Source organism: Rhodococcus sp. R1101 (assembly GCF_000278445.1).
GTDB lineage: Bacteria > Actinomycetota > Actinomycetes > Mycobacteriales > Mycobacteriaceae > Rhodococcus > Rhodococcus gordoniae.
Genome location: NZ_AJVB01000074.1, coordinates 1 through 12295 on the forward strand (window position 1 = coordinate 1; position 12295 = coordinate 12295).

11 protein-coding genes and 3 tRNA genes are annotated in these 12295 nt (G+C 67.7%); 8 read left to right on the top strand and 6 right to left on the bottom strand.

The window, feature by feature from the left end; all coding sequences use genetic code 11:
- The first annotated feature begins 434 nt into the window (after positions 1-434).
- Entirely contained in the window at positions 435-1580 is a 1146-nt protein-coding gene (locus R1101_RS0107715) for a DNA cytosine methyltransferase (RefSeq protein ID WP_037222483.1), read from the top strand.
- A 23-nt stretch (positions 1581-1603) separates the two neighbouring features.
- A complete protein-coding gene (locus R1101_RS0107720) occupies positions 1604-2053 on the top strand; it encodes a very short patch repair endonuclease (protein ID WP_037222479.1) in 450 nt (149 codons plus the stop codon).
- A gap of 283 nt (positions 2054-2336) precedes the next feature.
- On the opposite strand, the gene R1101_RS0107725 is transcribed toward R1101_RS0107720, so the two are convergent.
- Both R1101_RS0107725 and R1101_RS0107730 read right to left on the bottom strand, forming a co-directional pair.
- Positions 2337-2409, bottom strand: a tRNA-Arg gene (locus R1101_RS0107725).
- Positions 2410-2446: 37 nt separating this feature from the next.
- A tRNA-Ser gene (locus R1101_RS0107730) sits at positions 2447-2538 on the bottom strand.
- 148 nt (positions 2539-2686) lie between these two features.
- Between R1101_RS0107730 and hisC the strand changes: the two genes are divergently transcribed.
- Both hisC and R1101_RS0107740 read left to right on the top strand, forming a co-directional pair.
- A complete protein-coding gene (gene hisC / locus R1101_RS0107735) occupies positions 2687-3766 on the top strand; it encodes a histidinol-phosphate transaminase (protein WP_016932874.1) in 1080 nt (359 codons plus the stop codon).
- 99 nt (positions 3767-3865) lie between these two features.
- A complete protein-coding gene (locus R1101_RS0107740) occupies positions 3866-5563 on the top strand; it encodes a bifunctional metallophosphatase/5'-nucleotidase (RefSeq protein ID WP_016932875.1) in 1698 nt (565 codons plus the stop codon).
- A gap of 28 nt (positions 5564-5591) precedes the next feature.
- Here R1101_RS0107740 and R1101_RS0107745 read toward each other — a convergent pair whose 3' ends face one another.
- The gene (locus tag R1101_RS0107745) at positions 5592-6560 is read right to left on the bottom strand and encodes an alpha/beta hydrolase (protein ID WP_026003003.1); all 969 of its coding nucleotides are present in this window, start codon (positions 6558-6560) and stop codon (positions 5592-5594) included.
- 173 nt (positions 6561-6733) lie between these two features.
- Entirely contained in the window at positions 6734-8575 is a 1842-nt protein-coding gene (locus R1101_RS0107750) for an NAD(P)/FAD-dependent oxidoreductase (protein ID WP_016932877.1), read from the bottom strand.
- Positions 8576-8721: 146 nt separating this feature from the next.
- Here R1101_RS0107750 and R1101_RS0107755 point away from each other — a divergent pair, with 146 nt between their 5' ends.
- The 3 genes from R1101_RS0107755 (at position 8722) to R1101_RS0107765 (ending at position 11238) form a co-directional block, all read left to right on the top strand.
- Positions 8722-9984: a helix-turn-helix domain-containing protein gene (locus tag R1101_RS0107755; protein ID WP_016932878.1), complete on the top strand. Its 1263-nt coding sequence runs from the start codon at positions 8722-8724 to the stop codon at positions 9982-9984.
- Positions 9985-10064: 80 nt separating this feature from the next.
- Positions 10065-10463, top strand: a complete 399-nt coding sequence (locus R1101_RS0107760) for a flavodoxin domain-containing protein (protein WP_016932879.1) — start codon at positions 10065-10067, stop codon at positions 10461-10463.
- Positions 10464-10494: 31 nt separating this feature from the next.
- Complete coding sequence (locus R1101_RS0107765; RefSeq protein ID WP_016932880.1) at positions 10495-11238, top strand: MBL fold metallo-hydrolase; 744 nt, start codon at positions 10495-10497, stop codon at positions 11236-11238.
- Between the two features lie 67 nt (positions 11239-11305).
- On the opposite strand, the gene R1101_RS0107770 is transcribed toward R1101_RS0107765, so the two are convergent.
- Both R1101_RS0107770 and R1101_RS0107775 read right to left on the bottom strand, forming a co-directional pair.
- Positions 11306-11390: transfer RNA gene (locus R1101_RS0107770), tRNA-Ser, on the bottom strand.
- Between the two features lie 27 nt (positions 11391-11417).
- Entirely contained in the window at positions 11418-11888 is a 471-nt protein-coding gene (locus tag R1101_RS0107775) for a MarR family winged helix-turn-helix transcriptional regulator (protein ID WP_016932881.1), read from the bottom strand.
- Between the two features lie 117 nt (positions 11889-12005).
- Between R1101_RS0107775 and R1101_RS26095 the strand changes: the two genes are divergently transcribed.
- Positions 12006-12295: alcohol dehydrogenase catalytic domain-containing protein (locus R1101_RS26095; RefSeq protein ID WP_037222481.1), on the top strand; the 290-nt coding region annotated here is incomplete at its 3' end.

The window sequence follows — 12295 nt, forward strand, 5'->3', positions numbered from 1 at the left end:
AAAGAACACGCACACATCATCACGTTCCGGACTGTCGTCCAACCCGCTCCGAGGCAACTGTTCCAGCCTACTTCCTCTTGCTCACAGATGCAAGTCCGTGTTGCTTTCGGAACCAGGGGCGACTCGAAACCTTACCAGAAGGTTTCGAACCAGTGAAATCTGCAGGCGCCTTCGTCCAACCTCGTTGTCCCGTTCCTTTCGGCCCGGGTCGGTGTCCGTGTCGCTCTGACCTGGAATAAGTTACGCGAACATCTCCGAGAACACCAAATCGCCTGCTCAAAGCATGTTTCGACCTCCCGTAGTTCCCCACCCGAGGAGCAGGGTGACCCCTCGACCGTGGTGCTCGTCGCGTCCGCTCACGGATCGTCCTACTTCTCGAGTAACGTTCACCGTTGAGCTGAGCGAGGAAGGGTGCCGTGACGTCGACGGGGAACATGGTGGGGTTGTTCGCCGGTATCGGCGGGCTGGAGCTCGGACTCGGGCGACACGGGTGGAACACCGAACTTCTCTGCGAGATCGAGCCGGGTGCGCAGGCAGTACTGCGCACGCGTTTTCCCGACGTTCCCCTTCATCCGGACGTCACGCGTCTCCGCTCTCTCCCCCGCGATACCGAACTCGTCGCCGCCGGCTTCCCGTGCCAGGACCTCTCCCAGGCGGGCCGTACGGCCGGCATCACGGGATCGAAGTCCGGACTCGTCGACGAAGTGTTCCGTCTCGTCAAGCGTAAGAACGGCCCGCGCTGGCTCGTCGTGGAGAACGTTCCCTTCATGCTGCAGCTCGGTCGCGGTGCAGCGATGCGCCACATCACCGATGCGTTCGAGGAACTCGGTTACATGTGGGCCTATCGCGTGGTCGACGCCCGCGCATTCGGCCTTCCCCAGCGCCGGCACCGCGTCCTGATGGTCGCCTCGCGCACGGACGACCCCCGCACGGTCTTGTTCGGCGAGGACGCCGGGATGCCCCTCGAAGGCAACCCCGACCTGTTCCCGTGCGGTTTCTACTGGACCGAGGGTGTGCGCGGACTCGGATGGGCGGTCAACGCCGTGCCCACGCTCAAGGGTGGCTCGACCCTCGGCATCGCCAGTCCGCCGGCCGTGCGACTGCCGTCCGGCGAGATCGTCACCCCCGGGCTGACCGACGCGGAGCGACTCCAGGGATTCGACGCCGACTGGACCGCCCCCGCCGTCGAGGCTCCCGGCGTTCGGTCCGGGCACCGGTGGCGTCTGGTCGGCAATGCGGTCAGCGTCCGGATGGCGTCGTGGGTGGGCCACCGACTGAACAACCCGATCGGGTACAGCTCCGATCACGAGACACCGTTGCGTCCGGGTGACACCTGGCCGAGCGCCGCGTGGGGTACGCGTGGACAGGCGTTCCGCGTGCACGAGTCGCAGTGGCCGGTCCAGGCGCCCTATGAGGACCTCGGGGGTTACCTCCTCGATGCTCGTCTGCTGTCGGCGCGGGCGACGGCAGGTTTCCTCCGCCGCGCACGCTCCGGCAACCTGCGTTTCCTGCCGGGATTCCTCGAGGACGTGGAGAACCACCTCGAACGTATGGGCGGCTTCCCGCGAGTGGCAGCCTGAGACACGGAGATGGAGCCACGGTGATGGCGTCGTCCGATCGGCCCGGGACGGATCCGCGTACCAGTGCGCGGATGAGCCGGCAGCGGCGGCGCGACACCGTTCCCGAAGTGGCGTTGCGCAGAGAGCTGCATCGGCGTGGCCGGCGGTTCTTCGTCGACCGTGCTCCACTGCCCGGACTGCGGCGACGTGCCGACCTGGTCTTTCCTCGTCGCCGGGTAGCGGTCTATGTGGACGGCTGCTTCTGGCACAGTTGCCCGCACCACGCGACCTACCCGAAGAACAACGCCGAATGGTGGGCCGCCAAGCTGGCCGCCAACGTACAGCGCGATCGGGACACCGACACGCGCCTGCAGGCCGCGGGGTGGACGGTGGTGCGGGTGTGGGAGCACGAAGACCCCGTTGCCGCCGCGACTCGCGTGGAGGACGCTCTGTCGTCGCCCCCGGACACGGATACAGGGCAGGCGCAGGGATGACCTCCCCGCACCGGACCCGAGACCTGTGCGATCAACCCTTCGTGAGCTGCGTGTACCGCGCGACGTGCTGCTCGGCGGTGCCGAGATGAACAGCGGCCGGGACGGCTCGGCGACGAGTGCGTGTCCGAGTGAGTCACGTGGCTCCCCTCGCGGAGTGAAGACAGCCACAAGAGGGCGATGAACCCGGCCGGCGAGCCGTGTCGATTCCGTGTCGTGGCGACCCGGTAACCAGAGATACGAGGAAGCCCCCACCAGAGTTTTCTTCTGGTGGGGGCTTCGTGTGTGCGCCCGAAGGGATTCGAACCCCTAACCTTCTGATCCGTAGTCAGATGCTCTATCCGTTGAGCTACGGGCGCATGTGTATTCAATTGTCGTCGGTGACGCTACACCAACTGGCGGAGGCGAGAGGATTTGAACCTCCGGTCCCCGGTAAGGGGGACAACTCATTAGCAGTGAGTCCCATTCGGCCGCTCTGGCACGCCTCCTCGGGGATTCGATGCTCTCGAACCGCCGGATCGAAACATTACACATGCCCCGCAGGGAAACGCAAAACGCCTGGTCAGAGACTCGCAGACCGGCGTTACTCGCCATCCTGCCGACACGGCGCCGAACGACGGGGCGCATAATCACCACGTGACTCCACGGACCCGCCCCGACCTCGAATCGATCCCCGCCTACGTTCCGGGCCGCTCGTTCCCCGGTGCGGTGAAGCTCGCCAGCAACGAGACGACGATCGGCCCGCTCCCCAGCGTCCGGGAGGCGATCGCAGAAGCCGCCGCCGGCCTCAACCGCTACCCCGACAACGGCGCGACCGAGCTCGTCGCGGCACTGGCGGAGCGGCTCGGTGTCCCGACCGAGCGGATCGCCGTGGGCTGCGGGTCGGTGAGCCTGTGCCAGGAGCTCGTGCAGATCACGTGCGCCGCGGGCGACGAGGTGATCTTCGCGTGGCGCTCGTTCGAGGCGTACCCCATCATCGCGGCCGTGGCCGGCGCGACCGCCGTGCGCGTTCCGAACACCGCGGATCACGGGCACGATCTGAAGGCCATGCTCGCCGCGATCACCGACCGAACGCGCCTGATCTTCGTGTGCAATCCGAACAACCCCACCGGATCGCTGCTGGGCAAGGCGGAGCTCGAGCAGTTCCTCGACGCCGTCCCCGAGCACATCGTCGTCGCCCTGGACGAGGCGTACTTCGAATACGTCCGCCCCGAGCCGGGTGAAGATCTGCCGGACGGTCTCGAACTCGCAGAGGGTCGCAGCAACGTCGTCGTGCTCCGCACCTTCTCCAAGGCCTACGGCCTCGCGGGCATTCGCGTCGGATATGCGGTCGCCGATCCGACGGTCGTGACCGCGCTGAGCAAGGTCCACATCCCGTTCTCCGTCAACTCGCTCGCCCAGACGGCCGCCGTGGCGTCGCTCGGCGCCGCGAACGAGCTGCTCGCCCGCACCGAGGGTGTCGTCGCCGAACGGGAACGGGTCCACGCCGCACTCGTCGACGCCGGCTACGAGGCGCCCGCGAGTGCCGCGAACTTTCTTTGGCTGCCGCTGGGCGAACGCTCCGCCGCGTTCTCCGAGGCAGCGGCGGAAGCGGGTGTGGTGCTGCGCAACTTCACCGGCGAGGGAACCCGGGTGACGATCGGCGACCCGCACGAGAACGATCTGTTCCTCGACTTCGCGACCGGGCAGGGACGGGCACTCGCCGGCATCGGCTGACCCCGTGACGAGACCCAACCGTTATGGCTGGGTATCGGCCGCGTGATCCGGGCCTGCCAGACTCGGGCGGTCGGATCGAGCCGGGGTCGGAGGCACTGTATGGGGGTAGGCACGGTGCGTCGCGCCCTGTCGGCCTGCGCCATCGTGGGCTCGCTGGTCGCCTTCGGCGGTTCGGCGCCCGCCGGCGCTGCACCGGCGAACACCGTGCCGTCGAACACCGTCCCGCTCCGGGTGATCGCGTTCGGCGACCTACACGGAAATCTCCTCCCCCCGGAGGGACTCCACGGTGAGGTCGTCCGATCGGACGGTGTCTCGGTCCCCGCAGGTGGTGCGGCCTATCTCGCCGCCTACGTCCGGCAGCTCCGGGAACAGGCCGACAACTCCGTGCTCTACGCCGTGGGCGACACCTGGGGATCGTCGCCGCTCGAGTCGGGTCTGTTCCACGACGAGCCGACCATCGCTCTGCTCGGCGAACTCGATCTCACCGCCGCGGCCCTCGGCAACCACGAACTGGACCGCGGTTACGCCGAATTCGAGCGGTTGCGCGACGGCGGTTGCCACCCGAAGGAAGGCTGCCGCTACGCCGAGCCCTTCGAGGGCGCGAACTTCCCGATCCTCGGCGCCAACCTCACCACGACGGACGGAACACCCGCCGCACTCCCCTACAGCATCGACTACGTGGACGGAGTGCCCGTCGGAGTGATCGGCGTCGTGCCGAGCAACACCCCCGACATGATCCGGCCCGACGCGATCGCGGGGCTGCGGTTCGAGGACGAGATCGCCTCCGTCAATCGCACCGCCGACATCCTCGGTGCGCTCGGCGTCCGCTCGATCGTGGTGCTCTACAAGGGCGACATCGGCGCAATCGAGGGCGACGATCCGTGTCCGAGCCGAGACGGCGGGGCCGCGGCCATCGCGACATCCGTCTCTCCCGACGTGGACCTCATCATCACTTCCGACGGCGACCGGCATTTCAACTGCACCTACACCGACCCGGCGGGGAGGCCACGCACGGTCGTGCAGGGCGCCTCGCACGGACGCATCCTGTCGGTCGCCGACCTCGCCATCGATCGTCAGAGCCGGGAGGTGCGGCGCGACAGCACCGTCGTCTTCACGCAGGTGGTCACGCACGACATCGCTCCGGATCCGGCCACACTCGAATTCGTGGACCGGGCGGTGGAGACGTCGGCGGAGGTCGCGAACCGGCCGATCGCCCGCATCGACGCGGACATCACGCGGCGTGAGACTCCGAGTGGGGAATCGGCACTGGGCAATCTGGTGGCCGACGCCCAACTCGCGGCGACGCGGCATCTGGGGGCGCAGATCGCCCTGATGAACCCCGGCGGACTCCGTAGCGACCTGCTCGCGGGAGAGGGCACCGTCTCGTACCGGGAGACCTACGCGGTGCAGCCCTTCGGGAACATGCTGCAGGTTCTCGACCTCACAGGAGCCCAACTCGACGCGCTGCTCGAGCAGCAGTTCCAGAAGAGTGCGGTGGGCTCGGACATCGAACGCATCCTGGCCCCGTCGCACAATCTGAACTACACCCTCGACCGGCTGGCGCCGCGTGGCGAACGCATCCGGTCGATCACGATCGACGGCGAGCCCGGGGACCCCGAGCGCGTGTACAAGGTGGTGGTGAACAACTTCCTGGCCGGCGGCGGAGACGGTTTCAGCGTGTGCACCGAAGCGCACGGACTGGTCGGGGCGGGCAAGAGCCTGGACGCCCTCAACAGCTATCTGGCGACCCGCTCGCGTGTGGAGCCCCCGGCCGTCGATCGCATCCGCCTGCACTGAGACGGTCCCCGACGATGCGCGGATGTGGTCAGCGGAGTCCGAGTGCGTCCTCGAGGGTCGGCCATGCGGCCTTGATGTCGTCCTGCCAGTAACTCCACGAGTGCGTGCCCCAGGGGCGGTAGACGACGCGCGCGGGAATGCCGAGTTCGCGGAGGCGACGATCGTAGGTGACGGTGCACACGAAAGTGCCGAGCTCGAGCGGCGCACCGACGGTGAGCACGTCCTGGCCGGCGCCGAGATCGTGCGGACCGAGCAGGCCGTTGCCGGTGCTCAGGAAGACCTCCTTGCCGCGCAACTTCTCGGCGAGCAGGTAGGAGTCGTGTTCCTCCCACCGACCGTCCTCGGGTGGTCCCCACATGTTGTCGGGGTTGCCGCCCTTGTAAGCAACGGTTCCGCGAACCGTGTCGCGGGAGGAGTCGCTGGAGGTGTCGTAGCACCCGCTCAGCGCCGCGACCCCTCGGTAGAGGTCGGGGTTACGGGTGATCAGCGACATCGCTCCGGTGGCTCCCATCGACAGTCCCGCGACCGCGTTGACGCCGTTGCCGCCGAATTCGGCATCGATCAGCGGTGGCAGTTCCTCGGTCAGGAAGGTCTCCCACTTGTTGACCCCGAGGACGGGATCGGGCGTGTTCCAGTCGGTGTAGTAACTCGCGGTGCCGCCGACGGGAAGCACGACGTTGGTGTTCTTGTCGGCGAAGAACTCCTCGATGTCGGTGCGCTGCGTCCACGTGCTCTCGCGGAAGTCGGACTCTTCGCCGGCGCTGACACCGTCGAGCAGATACAGGCTGGGGCGTGAACCCTCCCCCGCCGGGTGCAGCACCTGCACCTGCATGATCCTGCCCATGGCGGGCGAATGGACGAACAGCTTCGTCTGCCTGTCGCCGACACGTTCGACGTGATCGATCCTGGCCGACGCCGGTTGGGCATGGGCGATCGTCGCGCCGGAGATCGGCACCATCAACGCCACCGCGACAGCCGCCGCAAGTCTCTTCACCATCGAACTCCCCGTCCCCCGACGACCTGGAGTGATCTCACAGCCCCTACCTGTACCCGGTCAAGCGGACCTGCACGCGACCCTAATACTGGTCCTCCGATTCGTGACGAATCGGAGGAAGTACGGCGGCGTCGCCCCCGCCGGGTGGGCGAGGGCGACGCGTGCGAGCCGGGTCGTCAGCGGAGGTGGTGCACCTCCTGCAGTCCGTAGACCGGGGTCGGGATGCCTTCGTAGCGCGCCTTCAGCTGCAACGCCAGGTACAGAGAGTAGTGCCGCGACTGGTGCAGATTGCCGCCGTGGAACCACAGACCGTCCTGCTGCGTGGGCTTCCACATGTTGCGCTGCTCGCCCTCCCACGGACCGGGGTCCTTGGTGGTCTCGGAGCCCAGACCCCAGCACTTGCCCACCTTGTCGGCGACCTCCTGGGAGATCAGGTCGGCGACCCAGCCGTTCATCGAGCCGTAGCCGGTCGCGTAGACGACGAGATCGGCGTCGAGTTCGGTGCCGTCCTCGAGGATCACCGAGGTTTCGGTGAGTTCACGGACGTTGCCGTGGGCCAACGCGATGTCGCCGTTCGCGACGAGCTCCGAGGCACCGACGTCGATGTAGTACCCGGAGGCGCGACGCAGGTACTTCATGAACAGACCCGAGCCGTCGTCGCCCCAGTCGTGCCGGAAGCCCGCCTTCTCGAGCCGGTCGTAGAAGTCGGCGTCGCGCTCGCGGATCTTCTCGTAGATCGGGATCTGGAATTCGTGCATGATCCGGTACGGCAGGGACGCGAAGGTCAGGTCGGCCTTCTGGGTCGTGACGCCGGCGGCGAGGGCCCTCTCGGAGTACAGGTCGCCGAGGCCGAGATCCATGAGCGAATCGGATCTGACGATATGCGTCGACGAGCGCTGCACCATGGTGACGTCCGCGCCGACCTCCCACAGAGCACCGCAGATGTCGTGGGCACTGTTGTTGGCGCCGATCACGACGACCTTCTTGCCGGCATACGCATCGGGGCCGGGATGGGCGCTGGAATGGTGCTGTTCGCCGCGGAACAGGTCCATCCCCGGGAAGTCCGGGATGTTCGGCTTACCCGACATGCCGGTCGCGATGACGAGCTGCTTCGGCCGGAGGATCACCGGTTCGCCGTCGCGCACGACGTGAACCGTCCACTCCCCCGTCTCCTCGTCGTAGCTCGCCGAGGTGCACTCCGACTTCGACCAGTACGGAACCTCCATCACCTTCGTGTACATCTCGAGCCAGTCCGCGATCTTGTCCTTGGGTGCGAAGACCGGCCAGTTGTCGGGGAAGGGCAGGTACGGCAGGTGGTCGTACCAGACGGGGTCGTGCAGACACAGCGACTTGTAGCGGCCGCGCCACTGGTCGCCGGGCCGGTCGTACTTGTCGAGCACGATCGCGGGGACTCCGAGCTGGCGCATGCGGGCGCCGAGCGCGATCCCACCCTGACCACCACCGATGATCACGACGTACGGCCGGCGCGTGTATCCGAGTTCGCGTTCCTCGATCTCGCGCTGCTCCGACCACGTGACCCGCTGCTTGTCCGCGCCGTGCTTCGTACCGCGCGGACGACGCGTGCCCTTGTTCTCCTCGTATCCCTTCAGTTCCTGCATCGTGGTCAGCAGCGTGAAGGCGCGATCCTCGCCGCTCTCCTCGTCGCGTTTCAGACGCAGATGACCGACTCCGCGGCCGACCGCGGTCTCGAATGCGATCCAGGCGCTGAGTACGCCGTCGTCGTCGGTCGCCGGTTCGGTGGTGCGGAAGCCGCTCGGGTCGGTCTCGGCGAGTCGCGCGTGCAGCATGTCCGAGACGCCCTCGCGTCCCTCGACGGTCTTCAGGTTCCAGGTGAAAGCGACCAGATCGCGCCAGAAGGAGTCGGTGCCGAACAGGCCGGCAGCGGCGTCGACGTCGCGCTGCGCGAGGGCGGTGCCGAACGCCTGCAACCAGGCGTCGACGCGGTCGTCGGGAGTCGCGGTGCCGGAGGTCGCGGGCTTGTCGAGGGTGTCGGTCATGGTGAGTCCTTTCCGGTGGTGATGTGATCCAGGACACTCCCTGTGGCCGCGCCCGGCAAGCGTTGCATCACGTTGCACAGGTACCGGATTGTGGCGCATCACACATTTGCGCCCTATGCTCCGAGGACGACGACGAAGAGGAGACCGTGACCACGTTCAGCGCGATCGCGCCCGGCACCGACCTGTCGCGGTACGCGCGCGAGTTGACGCGGATGCACGACGCGGTGATCGGCGGCGCCCGGTCACCGATGCGACCCCGGCCGCTGGTGTCCCGTTCATGGCAGCGCGTGCTCGACGCCGGACTCGATCCCACCGGGATCAACGAGCGCAACCGTCTGCCGGCCGCGGAGGTCGAGCGGCGCCGCCGCGCGTCCGCCCTCTCCGCGGTGATCGGCGACCTCGAGCAGGTCATCACGCCCGTCGCCGACGCCTCCCACCTGCTGCTGGTGGTGACCGATGCCGACGGCGTGATTCTCTGGCGCAGCGGTTCCGCACCGATCCGTTCCCGCGCCGACGCCCTCGGTTTCCAGGAGGGAACGGTGTGGACCGAGGCGACGGTCGGCACCAATGCCATCGGCACGGCGCTCGCGGAGGCCGCACCCGTCCAGCTGTTCTCGGGTGAGCACTTCGAGACGACCCAGCACCCCTGGTACTGCACCGCTGCCCCGATCCACGACCCGATCCGCGGCGACCTGCTGGGCATCGTCGACGTCAGCGGCCCTGCACTGACCCTGCATCCGGCCATCGTCGCCCTCGTCGACACCGCCGTCCGGCTCGCCGAATCGCAGTTGTGGCGACGGCACGAGGTGCGCCTCGAAAAGCTCCGCACCGAGGCCGCTCCGCTGTTGTCGTCGACCCGGGGTCCGGTACTGCTCGTCGACGAGGACGGCTGGGTCGCGCACGCCTCCGGCATCGCCGCCGAACGGGTCGCGGTTCCGCGACAGGCCCGTCCCCTGACCGTACCGGGGATGGGATTGTGCGTACCCGAACGTCTTTCGCACGGTTGGTTGATACGCGGGGCGGCGGCGGCCTCGAGACTGCGGATGATTCTGCACGTGTCGTCGTCGCCGACCGTGGAGGTCTTCGGGGACGGCGACTCGTGGCGCACTCTCGTCACCGCGCGTCAGGCCGAAATCCTGCTGTTGCTGCACGAGCGCAGCCCGGTCGGGATGACGGTCGCGGCGCTCAGCCGGGCCCTCTACGGGGACGACGATCATGCCGTGTCGGTCCGGGCCGAGGTGTCCCGGCTGCGACGCGCGATCGGAGACGTGATCGAGAGCAAGCCCTACCGGCTCGCCGGCACCGTCGACCTGTCGCTGGATCTCGGCGCGGACGAACGGCTCGCCGACTCCGACTTCGTCCGCCGCTCGGGGGCACCCGGAGTACGAGCGCTCGGTGGCGCGCACTGACACGACCGCGCCATGTTTCCTCCTCTCGGCGACCGGGAACGCACCAGTGAACCCGAGTCGTCGAACATGCTGGAGACACAATGACCGTTCTCGTCGTCACGGACAGTCCCGAAGGTCCGACCCAGAAGATCGCTCAGCTCGTCGCCGATGCGCTCGGTGAGCGGGACATCGACGTCACCGTCGGTGACATCTCGGATCTCGAGAGGTCGGAGGAATTCGAGGGCGTCGTCTTCGGAGGTGAGGTCGATGCCGGTGAATACTCGCCGGACACCCTCGAATTGTTGTCGTCGCGGGCCTCCGCATTGAGTCAGCAGCTCGTGTGGCTGTTCGCAGTGGGCGACGAAAACGGTGAGGACACACCGGATCCGGTGTCCGAACTCGCGGCACTCGACTACCGGTCCTTCTCCCCGTCCCCGGGCGAGGACGAGGTGCGGTCGTGGGCCGCCTTCATCGCCGACGAGATCGACGGACACAGCTGAACCCGCACGTCCCACGAGCGAAGGGGCCGTCATGCTCCACACGGATGTAGCGCCCGGCGTACATCGTCTCGCGCACGCCGACGTCAACGTCTACCTGATCGAGGACGACGACGGAGTGACCGTCGTCGACACGGGACTGCCGGCGACCGCCCGCCGCATCGAGGATGCGATCTCACGGCTCGGCCGACGCGTCGACGAGGTGCGGGGAGTCGTCCTCACGCACGCCCACTTCGACCACGTCGGGTCCGCGAAGCGACTGCGGGAACGGTGGCGCGTGCCGGTCTGGGCGCATCGCGACGAGAAGTTCCTCGCCGCGCACCCTTACCGCTACCAGCACGAACGCAATCGGCTGCTCTATCCGGTCCGGTATCCCGCCTGCATCCCCGTGCTCACCCGGATGACCGTGGCGGGGGCACTGTGGGTGCGCGGCATCGACGACGTGACGCTCTTCCACGACTCCGAACCGCTCGACCTGCCGGGTCGCCCTGTCCCCCTCCACACCCCCGGACACACCTACGGGCACTGCGCACTGCATCTCCCCGATCGCGACACCGTGATCGTCGGCGACGCGATCGTCACCCTCGACCCGTACACGGGCAGGCACGGTCCGCAGATCGTTTCGGGTGCGGCGACCGCCGACAGCACGACCGCCCTCGCCTCGCTGTCGGCCATCGCCGGTACCGGCGCGAAGAACGTCCTCGTCGGCCACGGCGAAACCTGGCACGACGGGGCGGCCGCGGCCGTGGAACGAGCGGTGCTCGCCGGGCCGAGCTGACGCCGTTCCGAAGACGGAAGGACCGCAGCCCCGGTGAATGGATGTCCACCGGGGCTGCGGTCCTGCGCGGAAGCGGAGGGATTCGAACCCCCGTTGGTGTTACCCAAGCTCGCTTTCAAGGCGAGTGCATTCGGCCGCTCTGCCACGCTTCCGTGCCAGAGCCTAACCGATTCGCAGTGTCAGCGATCGGCCAGAGCGTGCTCGACGCGCGCGAAGATCTGCGCCAGCATGTCGAGTTCGTCCTCCGACAGCAGGTCGATGAGGTGGGTGCGCACGTCGTCGACGTGCGTGGGTGCGGCCTCCCGCAGTCGCCGCCGACCCTCGTCGGTGATGGTGGCGAGCACGCCGCGACCGTCGTCGGGGCACGAGCTGCGCACCACCATCTTCTCTTGTTCCATCCGCCGGATCTGATGGGTGAGACGGCTGCGCGAGGACAGCACCCCGTCGGCGAGATCGCTCATGCGCAGCGCACCGTCGGGGGCTTCGGAGAGCAGCACCAGGATCCGATACTCGGCCAGCGACAAGCCGTGTCGATCGTTGAGAGATCGGCTGAGGGCGCTCATGAGACGGTTGTTCCCGTCCACGTAGAGACGCCAGGCCCCCTGCTCCTTCGCGGTCAACCATTTGGGTTCGTCTCGTTCGCTGGTCACGCCGGGGAGTGTAATGCCGATCGTCCGTTGTTACCCCTCGGTAGCTACGAGCAGACGACCGCGTTTCGACCGGAGTGACCGTCCCCTCACCGCGCCGCACGCGATAGCGTCGAACACATGTATGCAATCGTCGCCACCGAACCCGGTGGTCCAGAAGTTCTCCGGTGGACCGAGCGGCCCGACCCGGACCTGCCTCCCGGGCACGTACTTCTCGATGTCGCGGCGACCGCGGTCAACCGTGCCGACCTGCTGCAACGGCGAGGACTGTATCCGCCGCCGCCCGGGGCGAGCGACATCCTGGGCCTCGAATGCTCCGGGGTGATCTCCGAACTCGGCGAGGGGGTGACGGGCTGGAACATCGGCGACCGGGTCTGTGCCCTGCTCACCGGCGGCGGTTACGCCGAGAA